General features: G+C 68.5%; 16 protein-coding genes. 5 read left to right on the top strand and 11 right to left on the bottom strand.

The window, feature by feature from the left end; genetic code table 11:
• Positions 1 to 18: 18 nt before the first annotated feature.
• Both HWX09_RS32730 and HWX09_RS32725 read right to left on the bottom strand, forming a co-directional pair.
• Positions 19 to 1,686, bottom strand: a complete 1,668-nt coding sequence (locus HWX09_RS32730; RefSeq protein ID WP_027784511.1) for a bifunctional protein tyrosine phosphatase family protein/NAD(P)/FAD-dependent oxidoreductase — start codon at positions 1,684 to 1,686, stop codon at positions 19 to 21.
• 33 nt (positions 1,687 to 1,719) lie between these two features.
• Positions 1,720 to 2,604 carry an MBL fold metallo-hydrolase gene (locus tag HWX09_RS32725; protein WP_027784510.1) on the bottom strand — a complete coding sequence of 295 codons (885 nt, stop codon included), beginning with the start codon at positions 2,602 to 2,604 and terminating at the stop codon, positions 1,720 to 1,722.
• 253 nt (positions 2,605 to 2,857) lie between these two features.
• Between HWX09_RS32725 and HWX09_RS32720 the strand changes: the two genes are divergently transcribed.
• Together HWX09_RS32720 and HWX09_RS32715 are read left to right on the top strand one after the other, a co-directional pair.
• A complete protein-coding gene (locus HWX09_RS32720; protein WP_027784509.1) occupies positions 2,858 to 4,255 on the top strand; it encodes a sigma 54-interacting transcriptional regulator in 1,398 nt (465 codons plus the stop codon).
• Positions 4,256 to 4,338: 83 nt separating this feature from the next.
• Positions 4,339 to 4,863: a hypothetical protein gene (locus tag HWX09_RS32715; protein ID WP_027784508.1), complete on the top strand. Its 525-nt coding sequence runs from the start codon at positions 4,339 to 4,341 to the stop codon at positions 4,861 to 4,863.
• 112 nt (positions 4,864 to 4,975) lie between these two features.
• Here the strand turns inward: HWX09_RS32715 and HWX09_RS32710 are convergent, their stop codons facing one another.
• The 4 genes from HWX09_RS32710 to HWX09_RS32695 all read right to left on the bottom strand — a co-directional run bounded on the left by HWX09_RS32710 (position 4,976) and on the right by HWX09_RS32695 (position 11,938).
• Entirely contained in the window at positions 4,976 to 6,004 is a 1,029-nt protein-coding gene (locus HWX09_RS32710) for a MerR family transcriptional regulator (RefSeq protein WP_027784507.1), read from the bottom strand.
• A 122-nt stretch (positions 6,005 to 6,126) separates the two neighbouring features.
• A complete protein-coding gene (locus tag HWX09_RS32705; protein ID WP_027784506.1) occupies positions 6,127 to 7,680 on the bottom strand; it encodes an efflux transporter outer membrane subunit in 1,554 nt (517 codons plus the stop codon).
• 2 nt (positions 7,681 to 7,682) lie between these two features.
• Positions 7,683 to 10,832, bottom strand: a complete 3,150-nt coding sequence (locus HWX09_RS32700) for an efflux RND transporter permease subunit (RefSeq protein WP_027784505.1) — start codon at positions 10,830 to 10,832, stop codon at positions 7,683 to 7,685.
• A complete protein-coding gene (locus HWX09_RS32695) occupies positions 10,829 to 11,938 on the bottom strand; it encodes an efflux RND transporter periplasmic adaptor subunit (RefSeq protein WP_027784504.1) in 1,110 nt (369 codons plus the stop codon). The genes HWX09_RS32700 and HWX09_RS32695 overlap by 4 nt, the downstream gene beginning before the upstream one ends.
• Before the next feature lie 188 nt (positions 11,939 to 12,126).
• Between HWX09_RS32695 and HWX09_RS32690 the strand changes: the two genes are divergently transcribed.
• A complete protein-coding gene (locus HWX09_RS32690; protein WP_027784503.1) occupies positions 12,127 to 12,747 on the top strand; it encodes a TetR/AcrR family transcriptional regulator in 621 nt (206 codons plus the stop codon).
• Positions 12,748 to 12,785: 38 nt separating this feature from the next.
• Here HWX09_RS32690 and HWX09_RS32685 read toward each other — a convergent pair whose 3' ends face one another.
• The 5 genes from HWX09_RS32685 to HWX09_RS32665 form a co-directional block, all read right to left on the bottom strand.
• Positions 12,786 to 14,264, bottom strand: coding sequence for an acyl-CoA dehydrogenase (locus tag HWX09_RS32685; protein WP_051421398.1), 1,479 nt, complete (start codon positions 14,262 to 14,264; stop codon positions 12,786 to 12,788).
• A gap of 30 nt (positions 14,265 to 14,294) precedes the next feature.
• Entirely contained in the window at positions 14,295 to 14,705 is a 411-nt protein-coding gene (locus tag HWX09_RS32680) for a hypothetical protein (protein ID WP_155257361.1), read from the bottom strand.
• Positions 14,702 to 15,688 carry an acyltransferase domain-containing protein gene (locus tag HWX09_RS32675; protein WP_080681341.1) on the bottom strand — a complete coding sequence of 329 codons (987 nt, stop codon included), beginning with the start codon at positions 15,686 to 15,688 and terminating at the stop codon, positions 14,702 to 14,704. The genes HWX09_RS32680 and HWX09_RS32675 overlap by 4 nt, the downstream gene beginning before the upstream one ends.
• A gap of 347 nt (positions 15,689 to 16,035) precedes the next feature.
• Positions 16,036 to 17,769 (bottom strand): ClcB-like voltage-gated chloride channel protein, encoded by a 1,734-nt coding sequence (locus HWX09_RS32670; protein ID WP_027784502.1) that lies wholly within the window; start codon positions 17,767 to 17,769, stop codon positions 16,036 to 16,038.
• Positions 17,770 to 17,872: 103 nt separating this feature from the next.
• Positions 17,873 to 18,949: a YeiH family protein gene (locus HWX09_RS32665; RefSeq protein WP_027784501.1), complete on the bottom strand. Its 1,077-nt coding sequence runs from the start codon at positions 18,947 to 18,949 to the stop codon at positions 17,873 to 17,875.
• A 112-nt stretch (positions 18,950 to 19,061) separates the two neighbouring features.
• Between HWX09_RS32665 and HWX09_RS32660 the strand changes: the two genes are divergently transcribed.
• Positions 19,062 to 19,955 (top strand): LysR family transcriptional regulator, encoded by an 894-nt coding sequence (locus tag HWX09_RS32660; RefSeq protein WP_027784500.1) that lies wholly within the window; start codon positions 19,062 to 19,064, stop codon positions 19,953 to 19,955.
• Between the two features lie 161 nt (positions 19,956 to 20,116).
• Positions 20,117 to 20,881 (top strand): TIM barrel protein, encoded by a 765-nt coding sequence (locus HWX09_RS32655; RefSeq protein WP_027784499.1) that lies wholly within the window; start codon positions 20,117 to 20,119, stop codon positions 20,879 to 20,881.
• Positions 20,882 to 20,885: the final 4 nt, after the last annotated feature.

The raw sequence follows: 20,885 nt of genomic DNA, 5'->3' as shown, positions 1-20,885 counted from the left end.
GGCGTCATCGCGCTCCAGTCAACGTGCGATCGCGGGCTTCGCGAGCCATTCGCGGCCCTTGAGCATCGCCTTCCAGTAGAGCGGCGGCAGCACGCGCTCCTTGAGCAGCCACGCGAGCCGCGACGGCCGCTTGCCGTCGATCAGCCAGGCGGGGAAGGTCGGGGCGACCTTGCCGCCGTACAGGAATTCGGCGAGCACGATCTTGCCGCGCTCGACGGTGAGCGGGCACGAGCCGTAGCCGTCGTACGAGGCGTCGCCCTGTGCGCGGCCGAGCGACGCGAGCAGGTTGTGCGCCACGACGGGCGCCTGCTTGCGGGCGGCCGCGGCCGTTTTCGCATTGGTCGTGTTGGTGACGTCGCCGAGCGCGTAGATGTCCGGAAACTGCTTGTGCCGCAGCGTCGCCGGATCGACGTCGATCCAGCCGGCCGCGTCGGCGAGCGGGCTCGCGCGCACGAAGTCGGGCGCCGTCTGCGGCGGCACGACGTGGATCATGTCGAACGAACGCTCGACGGTTTCCTTGCCGCCGTCCGGCAGCGCGCGCGAGAACGTCGCACGGCGCGCGGGCCCGTCGATCGCGACGAGGTTGTGGCCGAACGACAGCGCGATGTCGTAGCTTTTCACGTACTCCATCAGCGCGGGCACGTAATCGGGGACGCCGAACAGCGCGCCGCCCGCATTCAGGAATTCGACGTTCGCGGCGTCGAGGCGCCCCGTGCGCCGCCAGTGGTCGCACGACAGGTACATCGCCTTTTGCGGCGCGCCCGCGCACTTGATCGGCATCGGCGGCTGCGTGAAGAGCGCGCGGCCGCCGCGGAACGCGCGCACGAGTTCCCACGTGTACGGCGCGAGATCGTAGCGGTAGTTCGACGTGACGCCGTTGCGGCCGAGCGTGCCGGCGAGGCCGTCGATCGCGTGCCAGTCGAGCTTGAGCCCCGGGCACACGACGAGCTTGCGATAACCGATGCGTCGGCAGCCGTCGAGCACGATCGCGTGCGCGTCGGGCTCGAAGCCCGCGACGGCGGCCCGGATCCGCTGCACGCCGTGCGGCAGCACGTCGGTCATCGGCCGCGCGGTGGTGCCGGGCTGGAACACGCCCGCGCCGACCATCGTCCAGCCGGGCTGGTAATAATGGACGTCGGCGGGATCGATCACCGCGATGTCGAGCGATGCGTCGCGCGCGAGCAGGCTCGACGCGACCGCGATGCCGGCCGCACCGGCGCCGACGATCACGATGTCGTGCCGCGCGTCCACGGCGGGCGCCGCCTGGCGGTCGCCCTGCGCGATACGCGATGCGAGCGCGCTCAGGTCGTAGCCGGCCGCGCCGGCGGTGGCGACGAGGTCGTCCAGCGGGCGCAGCCGCGCCTGCGACAGCGCCCACAGCGCGGCCGAACGCGTGCCGCTGCGGCAGTAGGCGAGCACGGGGCCTTCGAGCGACGCGACGAGCGCGCCGAATTGCGCGGCCTGGTCGTCGGTGACCTTGCCGGTATCGACCGGCAGGTAATGCACGTCGATGCCGAGCGGCGCGGCGGCCGCGCGGATCTCGGTGACGGTCGGCTGGTCGGCGCCTTCTCCGTCGGGCCGGTTGCAGATGATCGCGCGGATGCCCGCCGCGTGAAGCGCGGGCAGGTCGGCCGCCGCGATCTGCGGCGAGACCGACAGCGCGTCGGTCAGCTTGCGGATGGTCATGTCGGGTTCTCCGGATGGGGCGGGGCGCGCGGCTCAGATCGCGTCGAGCGGGATCTTCAGGTAGCGCACGCCGTTGTTCTCGGGTTCGGGCAGGTGGCCGGCGCGCATGTTGACCTGCACGGACGGCAGCATCAGCACGGGCATGTCGAGCGTCGCGTCGCGCGCGGTGCGCATCGCGACGAAATCGTCCTCGCTCACGCCGTCCTTCACGTGCACGTTCGCGCGGCGCTGCTCGGCGACGGTCGTCACGAACTGCACGTCGCGGCCGCCCGGCTGGTAGTCGTGGCACAGGTACAGGCGCGTGTCGGCAGGCAGCGCGAGCACGCGCGCGATCGAGCGGTACAGCGTGCGCGCGTCGCCGCCCGGGAAATCACAGCGGGCCGTGCCGTAGTCGGGCATGAACAGCGTGTCGCCGACGAACGCCGCGCGCTGCGTCGCGTCGGCCACGCAGTAGGTCATGCACGCGGGCGTGTGGCCCGGCGTGTGCAGCGCGCGGATCGTCAATGCGCCGAGCGCGAGCGTGTCGCCGTCGTCGACGAGCCGGTCGAACTGACGGCCGTCTTCCGCGAAGCCGGGGCCCGCGTTGAACAGCGTGCCGAACACGTGCTGCACGCGGCGCACGTGCGAGCCGATCGCGATCCGGCCGCCGACCTGCGTTTTCAGGTACGGTGCGGCCGACAGGTGGTCGGCGTGCACGTGCGTCTCCAGCAGCCAGTGCACGGTCGCGCCGAGTTCGGCGACGCGCGCGATCAGCCGGTCGGCGCTGGCGGTGCGCGTGCGGCCGGATTTCGGGTCGTAGTCGAGCACGCTGTCGATCAGCGCGCACGCGCGGCTCGCCGTCTCGAGCAGGAGATAGCTCACGGTGTGGGTCGCCGGGTCGAAAAAGCCTTCGACCGACAGGGCGGGGGCATTGCTCACGGGGTGTCCTCGATCGGGTTCTTCATCTGCAATCGCGATCTTTATTTCAAGAAGCGTGCCAGCCTGCGGCGCGGCACCGACCGATACGCCAGGGACTTGATTCGGCTCGGGTTTTCGGTGCGCGGGCGGCCCCATGAGGACGGCGGCGACATCCGGTGGCGAACGAGAACTGCCACGACTGGCAGTGTCGTGGCAGAATTGGCAGTCAGCCTGGCAGTCCGTCCGGGCGCCCCTTCGCCGAGCGAGCCTCCGCATGAATCCGCACGACACCATTCCGATCGTCCCCGCACCGCGCCGCGACGCGATGCCCGACGTACGCGCGCTCGTCGCGTATCTCGAGCAGGACCCGCAGCCGATGATCGTGGTCGACCCCGACTACCGCATCCTCGCGGCGAACGATGCGTACCGGCGCCAGTTCGGTGTGGCCGGCGTCGAGCATGTGGGCCGGCACTGTTTCCAGGTCTCGCATCACTACGACGTGCCGTGCGACCAGGCCGGCGAGCATTGCCCGATGAAGCAGGCGCTCGAATCGCGCGGGCTGAACCGCGTGCTGCACATCCACCACACGCCGCGCGGCCCCGAGCATGTCGACGTCGAGCTGCGGCCGATCTTCGATGCGGACGGCAACGTGATCGCGTATGTCGAGCGGCTGACGACGGTGCGCAGTGCGTCCGCGCAGCCGAGCGCGGAAGGGCTCGTCGGCGGCGCCGACGCGTTCAACGCGGCGCTCGGCGCGCTGCAGCGCGTCGCGCCGTCGACGTTGCCGGTGCTGCTGCTCGGCGAATCGGGCACCGGCAAGGAGCTGTTCGCCCGCGCGCTGCACGAAGCGAGCGATCGCGCGATGGGGCCGTTCGTCGTCGTCGATTGCTCGGGGATCGCCGAGACGCTGTTCGAGAGCGAACTGTTCGGCTACGAGAAGGGCGCGTTCACGGGCGCGAACCAGCGCAAGCCGGGCCTCGTCGAAACCGCGCAGGGCGGCACGCTGTTTCTCGACGAGATCGGCGACGTGCCGCTGCCGATGCAGGTGAAGCTGCTGCGGTTGATCGAATCGGGCACGTTCCGGCGTGTCGGCGGCGTCGAGGCGCTGCGCGCCGATTTTCGGCTCGTCGCGGCCACGCACAAGCCGCTGCGCGAGATGATCGACGACGGCCGGTTCCGGCAGGACCTTTACTACCGGATCAACGCGTTCCCGATTCCGCTGCCGGCGTTGCGCGAGCGGCGCGGCGACATCGCGCTGCTGGCCGAATCGATCCTGCGGCGGATCGCGAACGCGCGCGGCAACGCGGGCGACGCGAATGCCCGACCGTTCGCGGCCCGACCGTTCGTGCTGACCGAGCGCGCGCGGGCGTGCCTCGACGCGTATGCGTGGCCCGGCAACATCCGCGAGCTGCGCAACGTGCTCGAACGCGCGTGCCTGTTCGCGGACGACGGGACGATTCGCGTCGAACATCTGCCGGCCGAGCTCGTCGCGGCAGCGGCGGCGCCGCACGCGCAGGCGGTGGCCGCGCGCGGCGTGTCCGATGCGGAGCTGGTCCGTATCGCGCGCGCGTTCGACGGCACGCGCAAGGCGCTGGCCGAGCAGCTCGGATTGAGCGAACGGACGCTGTACCGGCGGATGAAGGCGCTCGGCCTCGGCTCGCGCGAGCGCTGAACGGGCATGTCGCGCGCGGCTGGCGGCGGCACGTGGCTTTGCCGATAATGGCGCTTCCGATTCCAGCGCGCCCGCCATCGCCGATGAAAAAACCTGCCCTCTCGCGTTGCCTGTTGCTCACCTTCGCGGCGCTGGCCAGCCCGGCGCACGCCGCCGACTACACGTGGACCGATGCGGCCGGCGCACACGCGGTGACGCTCGCCAGAACCGCGTCCGGCGACGACGTCGAACTCAAGGTGTCCGCGACGCTCGACGGCCACCCCGACTGGACGGTGCGCGACTATGTGAAAGCCTGCCCGGTCGACGTGATCCTCGACGTCGTACCGAAGTCGATCGAAATGCGCGATCTGATCGGCAACGGCCGCAAGCAGTTCCTGTTCGCGTACAAGATCGGTTGCCGCGGCGACGTGAGCGCCGATCAGGTCAAGTACTTCCTGATCGACGCCGGCACGAAATACGTGCTGCGCGGCGAGGAAACCGTCACGGTCAACGGCAAGTTCGTCGACGGCGGCGCGGCGCCCGTACCGAATGCGGACCTGAAGGCGCAGCCCGCGTTTCTGCGCTACATGACGAAGCGCTGGCGCGGGATCAGCGGGCGCAACGACTAGGCCGGCGCCCGGGCGGCGCGTGCGAGAAGGGCCGATCGATGCTGGATACCGGCTGCCGATGGTGAAACTGGCGGCACGCGGGAAACCCGCTTGCCGCCCGCCCGTCATGCGATCAGCGCACGGGCGCCAGTTGCGCCATCGCCTCGCGCACGAAACCGATCAGCGTCTCGTCGGTCCACGAATCCTTCGTCAGCGCCGGCTCGTTCATCAGCGCCGCGCGGAATTTCGCGTGCGTGGCCGGATCATGGCCCGCGTAGCTGCAGAACAGCTCGAGCCAGCGCTGCGCGAGCACGCGGCCTTGCGGCGAATCGGGCTGGATGCCCGAATCGATCGCGTCGCGCACGTCGGCCATCAGTTGCGGCCATTCCATCGCGCGTTCGCCGTAGTGCGCCCGCATGAAGCGGATCTCGTCCGGCGCGAGGTACTGCTCGAACAGCCGCATCTTCGTTTCCGATGAAGCACGCAGCACATAGTCGCGCAACGCGGTCGAAATGCCGATCTTCGACTGCATCGACGGTTCGTGCTCGTGCATCAGGTTCAGCTTCGCCAGCAAGCGCGGATCGTTGTTCGTGTCGCGTACCAGCAGCGCCATCCAGCGCGCGGCGAGCGCACGGACGCGCTCGTCTTCGGCGGGCACGCCCGCGTCGTGCAGCGCGCGGACCTCGTCGACGAGCGTGGTCCATTCCGCGTCGCCGGCCTGGCTCTTCTGGTACATCGGCAGGCGAGCGAGTTCTTCCTCGGAGAAATATTTGTCGTACACGGTCATCAACTCCAGTGTGGTGAGCCAATCGGCCAGTTCCGGCTCGGTGCCCGCCGCGAGCTGCGCATGCAGGCTCGCGAGCCGCTCGCGCAGCTGCGCGGTTTGCGCGAGCTGGCGGTCGAGCGACGCGATCTGTCTGGCGACGAGATCGACGAGCGGGGTACCGGGCTGGTTCAGGTATTCGCCGATTTCGGCGAGCGACAGTCCGAAGCGACGCAGGGCCTGGATCTGGTGAAGCCGGGCGATATCGTCGCGGTCGTACAGCCGGTAGCCGTTGTCGGCGCGCGCCGAAGGCGTCAGCAGACCGATTGCGTGATAGTGATGAAGCGTGCGGACGGTCAGCCCGGTGCGTTTCGCCAGTTCTCCCACTTTCAGCCGCATTCGTTCCTCCGTTCGGTGCGCACACTGGAGTCTCGAACGTTACGCTACGTGAGGGTCAAGCGGAAGATCGGCGATCGGACGGGCGTTGCGGGAGGCCGCACGCGCGTCCGATCGAAGGAGGCTTATTGCGTCGAAGGGGCGGACTCGGGCGTGGCGGCGGCGCGCGCGTCCTTGCCGGCAGCGCCGGCGGTTTTACCGGACTTGTCGCCGTTGTCGGCCGGCGGTGTGCCCATCGCCTGGTAAAGCCGTGCGGTATCCGCGAACCGTGCGCCGGTCGCGCGAATCTCGTCGAGCCGCGCATTGCGGTACTGCAACTCGCTCGCGCGCGCGGCCGACGGCGGCAGCGCGCCGAGCCGCACGCGGGCGGCCGCGTCGTCGTATGCGCCACGCGCGGACAGCGCGGCGCGCGACGACGCATCGAGCGCCTCTGCGTCGTGCTCGAGCGCCGCGAGCGAATCGGCGACGTTCTGGAACGCGCCGAGTACCGCCTGCTTGTACTGGTCGACCGCGGCCTCGTAGGTCGCCTTCGCCGCGCGGCGCTGGGCGAGCAGCGCGCCGCCGTGGAAGATCGGCTGGCTCAGCGACGCGCCGACGTTCCAGATCGCGCCGGCGCCCGACAGCATCGTCGGCCAGCTGAAGCCGCCTTTGCCCATCGCCGCCGACAGCGACAGTTGCGGAAACATCTGCGCGGTCGCGAGGCCCACTTCGGCGGCGGCGGCCTTCAGCCCCGCGTCGGCGGCCTGGATGTCCGGGCGGCTTTGCAGCAGGTCCGACGGCACGACGACGGGCACCTGCTCGGGCAGGTGCAGATCGGTGAGCGCGAGATCGGCCGGCGGCCGGTCGGGCGTGCGGCCGACCAGCACCGCGAGCGCATGGCGCGCCGAGTCGCGCTGCTGGCGCAGCGCGGGCAGGCTCGCCGCGAACGTGTCGGCGCTTTGCCGCGCATTCAGCGCGTCGCCGCGCGATGCCGAACCGAGCGCATGGCGGCGCTCGGCGTCGTGCGCCTGGTCGTTCGCGAGCGCGACGAGCCGCTCGGTCGTCTCGATCTGCGCATTGAGCACCGACACGGTGATCGACGCGGTCACGATGTTCGCGGCCAGCGCGCGCCGCGCGGATTCGAGCTGGAATGCGCTGACGTCGACGCGTTTCGCGAGCGCGCGGTTCGCGAAGCGCGACACGCCGAACAGGTCGACCGTGTAGCTCGCCTGCAGTTGCCCGACGAACGTGTCGTACAGCAGCGTCGGCGCGCCGAGCGCGGGAATCGGTACGCCGAGCGCGCGCTGGCGCGTGGCCTGACCGACCGCGTCGATCGACGGCAGCATCGAACTGCCGATCTGCCCGCGCAGCTGTTCGCGCGCGGCATCCAGCGAATGCGACGCCGCACTCAGCGTCGGGCTGTTGTGCAGCCCTTCGTCGACGAGCGCGTTCAGCGCATCGGACCGGTACTGCTTCCACCAGTCCGGCACCGGCTGCGCGCCGACCTCGAACTGCTGCGCGACGCCTTGCGCGGACACGGTCTGCTCGACTTGCGGCGCGGCGCCGTAATGCGCGGGCGACGGCATCGCGGGCGGCTCGCCGCTCGGCGCGAACCATGCGCAGCCCGCGAGCGGGCCGGCGACGCTCGCGATCGCGAGCGCCCGCACGGCTTTCGTTTTCAGGGTCATCGATCGATCCATGGTCAGGCTCCCGACGCCGCGGCCGGCGTGCTGCCGCCTGGCGGCGGACCGTCCTGCGGGTCGCGTTCGTCGCGCTTCACGCGGAACCACGTCGCGTACAGCGCAGGCAGATAGAACAGCGTCAGCACGGTTGCGCTCGTGATGCCGCCCATCAGCGCGGTCGCCATCGGCCCGAAGAAGTTCGAGCGCAACAGCGGGATCAGCGCGAGCACGGCGGCCGCGGCCGTCAGCGTGATCGGCCGGAAACGCCGCACGGTCGCGCCGATGATCGCGTCGATGCGGCCGTGACCGACCGCGATGTCCTGCTCGATCTGATCGACCAGGATCACCGAGTTGCGCATGATGATCCCGAACATCGCGATCACGCCGAGCGTCGCGACGAAGCCGAACGGCTGGCCGAACAGCAGCAGCGTCGCGACCACGCCGATCAGCCCGAGCGGTGCGGTCAGCACGACCATCAGCACGCGCGAGAAGCTCTGCAGCTGGATCATCAGCAGCGTGAACACGGCGATCGCCATCAGCGGCATCTGCGCGTTGATCGACGTCTGCGCCTTCGCGCTTTCCTCGACCGAACCGCCGATGTTGATCTGATAGCCGACCGGCAACTGCGCGCGCAGCGCGTTCAGCTTCGCGTCGACCGCATGCGTGACGTCGATGCCCTGTGCGCCGGCGCGCACGTCCGACTGCACGGTGATGGTCGGCTGGCGGTCGCGTTCCCACACGACGCCGTATTCGAGCGTCGGCGTGAAGCGGCCGAGCGAGCCGAGCGGCACGGGGCCGTTCGGCGTCGGCAGCGCGAGGCCCGCGAGTTTCGCCGGATCGACGCGGTCGGCCTGCGGCGCGCGCAGGTCGACGGCGATCAGCTTGTCGCGTTCGCGATACTGCGTGACGGTCGTGCCGGACAGCGTCATCGCGAGGAAGCTCGACACGTCCTGCGACGTGACGTTCAGCTCGCGTGCCTTCTTCTGGTCGAGCTCGAAGCGCACCGAGCGTTCCGCCGGCTCGTCCCAGTCGAACTGTACGTTGACCGTGCGCGCATCGCCGCGCATCGTCGCCGCGACCTTCTCGGCGATCGAGCGGACCGTCGCGATACTGTCGCCGCTCACGCGGAACTGCACCGGATAGCCGACCGGCGGCCCGTTCTCGAGCCGCGACAGCCGCCAGCGCACGGCAGGAAACTTGTCGCGCAGCGTGGTTTCGAGCCAGATCGCGAGCTTCTCGCGATCCTCGACCGATTTCGCGGTGATCACGAACTGCGCGAAGTTCGGCAGTTGCAGCTGCTGGTCGAGCGGCAGGTAGAAGCGCGGCGCGCCGCTGCCGACGAAGTTCACCGAATGATCGATCTCGGGACGCTTGTCGATCGCTTTCTCGAGACGCTCGGTCTCGCGCAGCGTCGCCGCGAACGACGCGCCTTCGGGCAACCGCAGGTCGACCAGCAGCTCGGGCCGGTCGGAGCTCGGGAAGAACTGCTGCGGCACCAGCGAGAAGCCCATCATCGCCACGACGAAGAGGACGCCCGTGATCAGCAGCACGACGAAGCGCCGCTCGATGCACCAGTCGATCCAGCCGCGCAGCCGCCGGTAGAAGCGGGTGTCGTAGATGTCGTGCTCGTGATCGTCGGGCAGATGCGCTTCGTGTGCGTGCCGCTTGCGCTCGGGCAGCATGTGGAAGCCCAGCAGCGGGATCAGCACGACGGCGGCGAACCACGACGCGATCAGCGCGATCGCCGACACCTCGAAGATCGAGCGCGTGTATTCGCCGGTACTCGATTTCGCGAGTGCGATCGGCAGGAAGCCCGATACCGTGACGAGCGTGCCCGTCAGCATCGGGAATGCGGTGCTGGTGTACGCGAACGCGGCGGCGCGCGCGCGGCTGTAGCCCTGTTCGAGCTTCACGGCCATCATCTCGACCGCGATGATCGCGTCGTCGACGAGCAGCCCGAGCGCGAGCACGAGCGTGCCGAGCGACACCTTGTGCAACCCGATGTCGAACATGTACATGAAGAGCGCGGTGACCGCGAGCACGACCGGAATCGAGATCACGACGACCATCCCGGTGCGCAGGCCAAGCGACACGAGGCTCACGACCAGCACGATCGCGATGGCTTCGGCGACGGCTTCGAGGAAGTCGTCGACCGAATGCGAGACCGCGTGCGGCATGCTCGACACCAGCGTCAGCTTGAGGCCGGCCGGCAGTTGCGCCTGCAGATCCTTCGATTCGGCGTCGAGCGCCTTGCCGAGCCGGATCACGTCGCCGCCCGGCTGCATCGTGACGCCGATGCCGAGCACGGCCTTCCCGTTGCTCCGCATTTGCGTGACGGCCGGATCGTCGTAGCCGCGCCTGACCGTGGCGAGATCGCCGAGCCGGAACGTGCGGCCGTTGATGCGCAGCAGCGTATCGGCGATCGCGCCGACGTTGTCGAACTGGCCGCTCGGCCGCACGAACACGCGATCGTCGGCGGTCGTCAGCACGCCGGCCGACGAAATGTCGTTCTGCGCGTTGATCGCCTGCCCGAGCTGCTGCGGCGAGATGCCGAGGCGCGTGAGCTGCGCATTGTTGACCTCGATGAAGATCCGCTGGTCGGGGTCGCCGAAATAGTCGACCTTGCCGACGCCCGGTACGCGCAGCAGCACGGTGCGCAATTGATCCGCGTAGTCGTGCAGTTGCGCGGGCGTGAAGCCGTCGCCCTCTAGCGTCCAGATGTTGGTGTAGACGTCGCCGAATTCGTCGTTGAAGAACGGGCCCTGCACGCCGGGCGGCAGCGTATAGCCGATGTCGCCCACTTTCTTGCGGATCTGGTACCAGGTCTCGGGCACGTCCTTCACCGGCGCCGAATCCTTCATCGTGAAGAAGATCAGCGATTCGCCGGGGCGCGAATAGCTGCGCAGGAAGTCGATGGCGGGAGTTTCCTGCAGCTTGCGGCCGATCCGGTCGGTCACCTGTTCCTGTACCTGCCGCGCGCTCGCGCCGGGCCAGAAGGTACGGATCACCATCACGCGGAACGTGAACGGCGGGTCTTCGGATTGCGCGAGCCGCGTGTACGCGAGGATGCCCGCGAGCGTCGCGAGCGCGATCAGGTAGACGACCAGCGCCTGGTGGCGCAGCGCCCATGCGGATAGGTTGAACCGGCCTTCTTCGTGGGAGACGCTCACGATGCGAAGTCCTCCGGATGCAGCGGCGCGATCGCGCGCACCTTCTCGCCCGCGCTGACCGTATGCACGCCCTGCAGCACGACGCGCTCGCCCGGCTGCAGCCCGTGCGACACCGTCACGGTGCGCTCGTTGAAGCGCGCGACGTCGACGCGGCGCAGTTCGAGCGTGTCGTCCTTCGTGCGCACGACCCATACGGCCGGTTGCGCGCCGTCGTGGAACAGCGCGGTCGCAGGCAGCGTGATCGGCTGCGTGTCGCCGGCGGCCGGCGCGCCGTCGAACGCGACGTCCGCGGTCATCCCGAGCCGGATCGCCGGATCGGGCGCGCCGAGCGTGAGCTTCACGCGGTAGGTGCGGCTTTGCGGATCGGCGGCCGGCGCGATTTCGCGCACCTTCGCGGCGAACCGGCGGCCCGGCAGCGACGGCAGCGTGACGGTGGCCGCATGACCGGGCGCGAGCGATGCGAGCGCGGCCTCGGGCACGTCGCTGACCACGTCGACGTCGCCCGACCACGCGAGCTGGTAGACCGGCTGGCCGGCCGACACGTTCTGGCCCGTATCGGCCTGCTCGGCGGTGATGGTGCCCGCATGATCGGCGACGAGCGTCGCGTAGCGGAGCTGGTTCTTCGCGAGCGCGAGTTGCTGCTGCGCCTGGTCGCGCTGCGCGAGCGCCGACGTGTAGCTGTTCTGGGTCTGTTCGAGCTGCGCGGTCGCGATCAGGTTTTCGCGGGCCTGCGCGCGATCGCGGTCGAGCTGCTGTTTCGCGAACGCGAGGCTGTGCGTCGCGGCATCGAGTTGCGCCTGCGCGCTCGCGGCGTTCTTCTCGACGTCGGACGGATCGAGCAGCGCGACGACCTGGCCGACCTTCACCGTATCGCCGAGCCGCACCCGGCGCTCGATGATCTTGCCGGCGATGCGGAACGACAGCGGGGTGGCGTAGCGCGGCTGGATGTCGCCGGGCAGCGTGCGCGCGGCCGCGAGGCTGTCGGCCCGTGCGGGCAGCGCGACGACGGGGCGCGGGGCGGGCGGCGCGGATTCTTTCGGATGACAGGCGGCAAGGACGAGCGCGGCGCCGATCAGCAGCGCGGCGCGGGAACCGGAGCGATTCACGAAACCCCCAGGTGAGGTGGAGCGGAACGAAGCCGGCAAGCGCGGCGGGCGCTTGCCCCAAGCGGCGCCGGTACCGGCGCACACGGACAGACGGACGACATCTTCGGAAACTGTGGCGAATTCTAATACACACCTGTATCTGAATGCAAAGATGAATCCGAAGGGGAGGGGATGCTAGACTGCGCGTCATGAAACCACAGCGCTTAACTCGCGAGCAGAGCAGGGACCAGACGCGCGAACGTCTGCTGAAAGCCGCGCATCGAATTTTTCTGAAGAAAGGCTATGTGGCCGCGAGCGTCGAGGACATCGCGGCGGCGGCCGGCTATACGCGCGGTGCGTTCTACTCGAATTTCCGCAGTAAGTCCGATCTGCTGCTGGCATTGCTGGAGCGCGATCACGCAGAGGTGGAGGCCGACCTCGAGGCGATTTTCGAAGGCGGCGGCACGCGCGAGCAGATGGAATCGATGGCGCTCGCGTATTACCGGACGCTGTTTCGCGACGACGAATACTCGCTGCTGTGGGGCGAGGCGAAACTGCAGGCCGCGCGCGACGCGAAGTTCCGCGTGCGCTTCAACCAGTTCCTGCACGGCAAGCGCGTGCAGATGGCCGAATTCATCGAGCGCTTCTCCGAGCGGGCCGGCACGCCGCTGCTGTTGCCGGCCGATACGCTCGCGTTCGGGCTGATGTGCCTGTGCGACGGCGTGCAGTCGTACTACACGGCCGATCCGCAGCACGTGTCGGCCGACTCGGCCGAAGCGGTGCTCGGGGGGTTCTTCGCGCGGGTCGTGCTGGGGCGTGCGCCGGACTGACGGCCGGCGCACGCGTTTCCTTCGTCGCTGCGCTGCGTTCAGCGTGCATCGCCGGGCGGTACGCGCAGCATGCGGGCCAGCGACGCCGCATAGTCGTGCGCCCGGTCCGAGATCGGCGACCGGACGACCGGGTGCGGATGCCCGAATGCTTCGACGAAGGTGTCGACGTGCGGAACGAGGCGCGCGCACAACGCGTCGGTTGCCGCATCGAGTTGCCGGTAGCCTGACGGGTCCAGCACGCCTTCGCTGATCAGCCAGCCGCCGTGCCGCTGCGCACGATCGAGCGCGAACAGCGCAGCGAGATCCCGCAGCAAGGCGCGCGCCGGCTCGCTCGCGACCGCATCGGCCGCGGCCAGCGCGGCATCCAGCGCGAGATTCAATCCGTATGCCTCCGCCGCATCGCGCGCACTCGGCAACAGCGGATTCCAGACGTCCAGCGAATCGACACCGCTTGCCGTCCGGTCGTCGACCTGATCGGCGAGCGAGCGGATCAGTCGGCGTTCGCGCGCCCGCAGTGCGGCGATTGCATCGCGCGCTGCCTCGGGCCAGTTGCTTCCGGCTTCATCCGGTCCGGCCGACGCGGCAGGCGCCGCTGCGAGCGTGCGCGCCGTGTCGAGCAGAATCAGGAAGTTGTTGCCGCCCGCATCGTTGAACACGTGGCCGAGCCCCTGATAGTCGAGATACCGGTTGACGAGAAGATCGCCGGCCACCCCGCAACGCAGCCGGCATTCGGCTGCCACTTCCTCAGCGGCCCACGCGGTCAGAGCCTTGACGAGCGCGAGCTTGCGATTGGTGGAACTCCAAGGCGCCCACATCATGAACGACGAGACCGTACGGTCCGGCTGTGCGCGACCATGCAGCGCCTGCGCCCATTCGCGCGCGGCTTCGTTCGCGAAGCAGGTCATCACGTACGACGTCGCGAGCGCGCGTAACAGCGCACGCTGCTGCGTGCTGTAGCGCATGAGCGACGTTTCGGGCGCGATGCGGGCCATGCTCGAGCGATGCGTCGAGTAGTGCAGCGCCTGGGCGACGCAGGTGCGCGATACGGCGGCCAGCCCGATCGCGCCCATCGCCCACACGTTTTCCGGCGCGGTCAGCGTGCGTACCAGGCGGCCGTTCGGGTCGCCGAGCGGATCGTGGAACCGTCCGTCGGTGTCGATCGACGCGCCGTCGGACAGCCACGCATCGAACGGGACCGTCACGCGATCGAAGCCGGCGAGGCCGTAATCGAACGGCACCAGCGGGATTTCGGCGGGCGCGGACAGGCGCACGCCCGGCAGCGGGCCCTCGCGGGTGGACAAGTCGACGGCGAACGCGAAAACGCCGCAGTCGCGTTCGTCGACGATGACGCGCGCGCAGACGATGCCGAGCTTGTCGAGATCGTTGACGCCGACGTTGGTGAACTTCAGCGCGCCATCATCCGGCGTATGCAGCACGAAGGTCTTGCTGGCCGCGTCGAAGCGCGCTTCGGTGCGGGTCGCGAGCTGGCTGTTGCCGCCGCCGATTTCGGTGATCATGAACGCGCCGACCTTGCGGCCCGCAGCCAGTTAGCCCGCGTATTCCTGCGCGCGGGCGTTGTCCTTGCCGAGTTCGACGAGCGAACCGATGCAGAGCCCGTAGTGGATCAGCGCGGCGATGCATAGCGACGGATCGTTGACGGCGGTCCATTCGGCGATCGCCGACAGCAGCGACGGGTCGGACAGGTTGCCGGCCGCGGCCGGCAACCGGCCGGCGAGTTTGACGAGGCGATCGTAGGTCGAGCGATGCAGGTCGACCGAATGCCGATCGAGCGGCTTGTCGAAGTCCGCGCTCGACAGCAACTGGATCAGCAGACGGCGATGGTCCGGTTTCGCGAGGCCGGAAAGCGTATCGCGGATTTCATCGATTTCGGGGGCAATAGTCGGTCGGGCCGGCGATGATCCGGATATTCCGCCATTTTCCATCTGGTATGCATTCATTGCAGGGCCCCCGTAAGATTTAAATTGAATGGAAAGGAATCCGTTTCGCGAGTCGGCGAATAAGTTCGTGCATCCGGCAGCACTGCTTTAATGCTGCGATTCATGATGCCTGTCATGCTCAGGTCGATATAGATCGAATCCTGCCCGACCTGGCTGTGCTTGAGAACGGTCGGCATGTAATACGGTTTGGTGAAACAATCCGCCAACGAGCGGGCGATATCGTCGGTATCCGTGTAGCGCCGGCACGAGACGGCCGAATAGACGGGTATGCGGAAACGGTTGCGCGGCAATCGCGCGATCGCATCGTGGAACCGATCCGCGGCCGTCCACAGCGCGGGATGGTGAGCCGGATACGGAATCGGCAGCGCGTGCAGCTTGATACCGCGGCGGCTCGCGAATGCGGCCAAGGTGTCGAGCGCCGTATGCGGGCCGCTGACGACCGTCTGTCGCGGCGCGTTGACGCACGCAAGCACCAGCCGCTCATGGGCAATTTCGTCGAGGAGCGCCAGCGTGTCGGTTTCCGACGCCGCGATCGCCGTCATGCCGCCGCGTCCCGCGAACGGCCGGAACGCATCGTTGAGCGCGAGGACGGCACGCACGCCGTCGGCTACGGACCACACGCCCGAGCAGACGAGCGATGCGATTTCGCCGAGGCTCTGGCCGACGATCGCGACAGGCCGCACCTGCTGGCGTTCGAGGAAGCGGTGCACGCAGACCGCGGTGGCGAATGCCGACAGTTGCGGGATGCCGACGGGAACGGCGGCCGGGGCATTTCCGAGCAGCACGTCGCGCAGCAACCGCGGCTCGTGATCGTAGGGCTCCTCGCGCAGCGTGGCTTCGATGTCGTCGAGCGTCCCGTCGATGCATTCGCGGGCCGGCGGACTTCGCTCGTAAAGCGATTTCAACGCGGCGGACGGACTATCTCCCTGGCCCGGAATCACATAGATTGCGGGCATGCTTGAATAGCTGGAACCGATTTCCATTTTTCCCTCGTAGCGGTTTTGAAGCGATTGTTTTGCAGCGGAAGTTTGGTTTTTGTAATTTTTAAATGTCTGACTGGTTTTCAAACGCTGCAACGACGAAGGGTAGGTAATTTATTTTTTATTTTCTAGGCAATCGACTCTATTGATTTCGATGAAATGAAATAATGGAGTGTTGATTTTCCATGCGGGGATTTTCCGGACGAGAAAACGGAAATTCCGCTTGTGCAAATATTTTGAAACACGTGCAGCGGGAGAGGCGGCGCGACGTCGGTGCGCGCCGGCCGAAGCGAACGGGAAGAGGCGGGAAGCGTTGCGCGGGATGAAGGAGCGGGGCGCGGCCGCGCGCGTCAGCGCTCGCCGGTCATCCGCCGATAGGCGTCGAGCAGCGACGTCTTGTAGACGACGCCCGCGAGCGTCGGCTCGGCTTCGCTCTCGATCACCGGCAATCGTTCGCCCTGGAACGCCATGAAGCGTTCGAGCGCGGTCGCGAGCGGCATGTCGGGCGTGAGCAGCGGAAACGGCGTATGCGCGTAATGCGCGGCCGTCTTGTCGGTCGTGTCACGCTTGTCGAGCAGGTCCGACGTGATGTCCTTCAGCGCGACCGCGCCGCGAAAGCGCCCGGCGTCGTCGGTCACGTACAGGTACTTCACCGGATATTCGAGAAACACGCGCGTCATGTCGGCGACGCTCGCGGTGAGCGGCACGACTGTCTGCGCGGGCTGGATCAGCTCGCGCATCTGCGTGGTGCGCAACCGCTGCCGCTCCTGCGCGTCCTGGTAGTGGTGCAGCGTGATCTCGTACATCGACGTCGTGCCCGTCGCGCGCGCGACGAAATACGCGAACACGCACGACACCAGCAGCGGCAGCACGACCTGATAGCTCAGCGTCATCTCGAAGATCATCAGGATCGCCATCAGCGGCGCCTGCGTGGCGCCCGCCATGAACGCGCCCATCCCGACGATCGCGTACGCGAAATACGCGGACGTATGGCCCGGCCACAGCGCGTCCATCGCGAGCCCGAACAGCGAGCCGAACACGGCGCCGACGAACAGCGTCGGCGTGAACACGCCGCCGATCGCGCCCGAGCCGGCCGTCGCGGCGGTCGCGATCACCTTGAACACGAGTACCGCGACGAGCGCCTGCCACGTCCACGGCGAATGGAGGATGTGGTTCACGACGCTGTAGCCGTTGCCCCACACGTCCGGAATCCACACCGAGATCACGCCGACGACGAGGCCGCCGAGCGCGAGCCGCACGGGCAGCGGTACAGGCAGCCGCTTGAACTGCGCCTTCGACGCGTCGAGCAGATGCAGGAACTGGGGGGCGAGCACGCCGCACAGCGCGCCGAGCACGACGAACAGCAGCACTTCGGGGCCCGTCACGGCCGGAAACACCGGCATCTCGTACGGCGGCCGGTAACCGGCGAATTCGCGCATCACGATGTTCGCGACGACCGACGCGACGACCATCGGCCCGAAGCTCTCCATCGCGATCGTGCCGAGCACGATCTCCGACACGAAAAAGGCGCCGGCGATCGGCGCGTTGTACGCGGACGTGATACCGGCCGCCGCCCCGCAGGCGACCAGCAGGCGCAGGCGCGGCGGGTCGAAGTGCACGAAGCGGCCGACGAGCGACGCCGCGAGCGCCGCGAGCTGCACCATCGGGCCTTCGCGGCCGATCGAGCCGCCGCTGCCGATCGTCAGCAGCGACGACACGCTGCGCCACAGGCTCTGCCGCACCGGTACGATACCGTTGCCGAGCGCGACCGATTCCATGTAGTCGGTCTTGGCGGCCTGCTGGTCCCCGCGCGTCGCGAGCAGCAGCACGCAACCGGCGAGGAAGCCGCCCGCGGCCGGCATCCAGAACCGCAGGTACCACGGCAGGCTCTTCGCCATCTGCACGAAGCTGCCGCTGTGCCCCGAGATCAGCCGCTGCATCAGATCGATGCCCTCGCGGAACGCCATCGTGGCAAAGGCGCCGCCGACGCCGACGATGGCCGACCAGATCAGCATCGTGTGGGCGTCCGACAGGCGGAACAGCGTTTGGGCGCGAGTGCGCAGCTTCAGCAGGAACGAGAGCACGGCTGAAAGGGGGCGATGGAAAACGACGCGAAGCATAGCACTGCGCCGCGCCCGCGGGACCTTCCCGTCGGGCGCGGCGCGAGAACCGCCACGGACATGCGGCTCAGCCAAGACAGTGCTGCACGGCCCAGGTGATTCCGTAGCCGCCGGCGATCAGCCATACGTACAGGATCAGGCCGGTCATCAGCGCACGCGGGCCGGCTGCGCGGATCTGCGCGACACGCGTTTCGATGCCGAGTGCGGTCATGGCCATCGTCAGCGCGAAGGTGTCGAGCACGTTCAGCGTATGCGTGACGTCCGCGGGCAGCACGTTCAGCGAATTGACGATCACGAAGGCGAGGAAGCCGAGCGCGAACCAGGGAACCGCCACCTTGCGCTTGCCTTGCGCGCCGCCGGCCGCGTCGTGAGCCGTGCGCGCCGAACGGGCGAGCCACCAGCCGAGCACGAGCAGCACCGGCACCAGCAGCATCACGCGCGTCATCTTCACGATCGTCGCGACGTGCGCGACCTGCGGGCTGATGTCGCTCGCCGCGCCGACCACCTGCGCGACTTCGTGGATCGTGCCGCCGAAGAACAGGCCGAGGCCGGCCGGGTCGAGGTTCAGCAGCCCGGCGTGATAGGCGACCGGATACAGGAACATCGACAGCGTGCCGAACAGCACGACGCTGCCCACCGCCATCGCGCTCTGGTGCGGCTTCGACTGCAGCGTCGACTCGAACGCGAGCACGGCGGCCGCGCCGCAGATCGCGCTGCCGGCGGCGGTCAGCAGCGCGGCGTCGCGGTCGAGCTTCATCAGCTTCATGCCGACCCAGGTGCCGATCGCGAGCGTGCTGACGACGACCAGCACCGACACCGCGAGGCCCGGCAGCCCGACCTGCGCGATTTCCTGCAGGCTCACGCGCAACCCGAAGAACGCGACCGCGATGCGCAGCAGCCTGCGTGCGGAGAAATTGACACCGGCCGCCCAGCTGGCCGGCATGCCGTCGCGCAGGCCGTTGCCGTACAACGCCCCGGCGACGATGCCGACGATCAGCGGCGACAGGCCGAGCCCCGCGATTGCGGGAAGCTCGGACAGGCTCGTGACGGCGGCGGCGAACAGCGCGACGAACAGCACGCCGTTCAACTGGCCGCGCATCGACGGCGCGGCATGGCTGAGATGGGGAGTCGGAGCAGTGGACATGGAAGCACCGTGATGGAGCGTGTGGCGATGCTGTAATCCTAATTTCGTTATATCGATATGAAAAATTGTGATTTGTGATGTAAGCTATCCGGAAATCCGATAATTCATCCTCATGACCCCGGATCAACTGATAACTTTCGCCGCCGTCGCCGAGCATCTGAACATCAGCCGCGCCGCCGTGGCGCTGCATCTGTCGCAGCCGGCCGTGTCGGGCCAGTTGCGGCTGCTGCAGGACGAGTTCGGCGAGCCGCTGTACCAGCGCGACGGCCGCGGCATTCGCCTCACGCCGGTCGGCGAACAACTTGCGCGGTACGCGAAGGCGCAGCGCGACACGTTCGCGCAGGCGCGAGCGTTTCGCGACGCGGTACGCGGGCTGGAAGCCGGCACGCTGCGCATCGGCGCGAGCACGACGCCGGCGAGCTACCTGCTGCCGTATCTGATCGCGGCGTTCCAGCCGCACGCCCCGCGCGTGTCGATCCAGACGATGAGCGGTAATACGGCCGACGTGGTCGCGGCGCTCCCGTCGCTCGACATCGCGCTGATCGAAGGGCCGCCCGGCGAGGCGTTGCCGCCGGGCACGGCCGTCCACGCGTGGCACGACGACGAGATCGTCGCGATCGTGCCGGCCGGCCATCCGCTCGCGGCACCCGGCTACGACGCGGGCCTGACGCTCGACGCGCTCGCCGCGCATCCGCTCGTGCTGCGCGAGGAGGGCTCCGCCGTGCGGCAACTCGTCGAGCGCGCGTTCGCGCATGGCGGCGCGCCGATGCGCGTCGCGTTCGAGATCGCGGGGGTCGAGGCGGTGAAGGAAGCCGTGCGCGCAGGGATGGGCGTCGGGTTCGTCTCCGCGATGTCGCTGCGTCACGAGGATGCCGCGCTCGTGCCGCGCTCGCTGGCGCCCGAGCCGCTCACGCGGCATTTCTCCATTCTCGTACCGCACGGCGGCGCACCGTCGCGGGTCGCCGCGCAATTCCTCGAAATGAGTCTCGCGCAGGATCTCGCGTAGGCGCTAGCAGCCGCGCCGGGAACACGAATTGCATGCGATTGGGCGCGTATTCGTGCGACAAATCGGCCTTAGGGATTTCCTCTATGGCGTGGGTCTGAAGCGAGGCGCACCATCCGTCTCAAGCAAATGGAACCGGTTCCATTCCGGTTGAAAAGGGCAACATGGCAGACATCGTGATCGTGGCGAGCGCATTCGGGATGGACCGGGTGCGCCAGGAGGGCCACAGTGCATTCATCACCACCGTGGCGGAATCCGGCGCGGCCGGTTTCGAGGTACGGCGCGAGTTGTTCGCGTCGGACGACGACACGGCGCCCGGCGCGCTGGCTGCGCTCGGGGTGCAGATCAGCGGCCACGGACTGTGGTCGGTCTATTCGACCCCGGACTCGCTGTACATGGAAGCGGGTGCGCTCGATGCCGACGCACTGCGCGACGCGCTCGCGCAAGCCGACGCGCTCGGCGCGCGCTTCGTGAAATTCCAGCTCGGCGGCTTCGCCGGCGACGCGCACGCGGCCGAGATCGTCGCGCTGTCGCGCGGCGCGCGGGCCCGGGTGGTGGTCGAGAACGGTCAGCTCGAGGCGGGCGGCGCGTTCGCGCAGTTCCGCGGGCTGTTCGACGCGCTGTCCGACGCCGGCATGCCCGATGCACTCGGCATGACGTTCGACATCGGCAACTGGCAGTGGCGCGGCGAAGCGCCGCTCGACTGCGCGCAGGTGCTCGCGCCGCATGTGGAATACATTCATTGCAAGATCATCGAAGGCGAGGGCGCGCGTCGTTTCACCGCCGCGCCGGCGCCGAACGATCCGCTCGTGACCGGCGTACTCGCCGCGCTGCCGCGGCATGCGCCGCGCGGCATCGAGTTCCCGTTCGACGCGGCCGACCTGGCCGGCGATGCCTGCCGGCGCGTCGCGTGGCTTGCGACCGCGTGATCGC

It is taken from the genome of Burkholderia sp. BCC1208, assembly GCF_902833095.1.
Lineage (GTDB): Bacteria > Pseudomonadota > Gammaproteobacteria > Burkholderiales > Burkholderiaceae > Burkholderia.
Note: the sequence above shows the minus strand (reverse complement) of the source record. Positions and strands in the feature narration are given on the sequence as shown.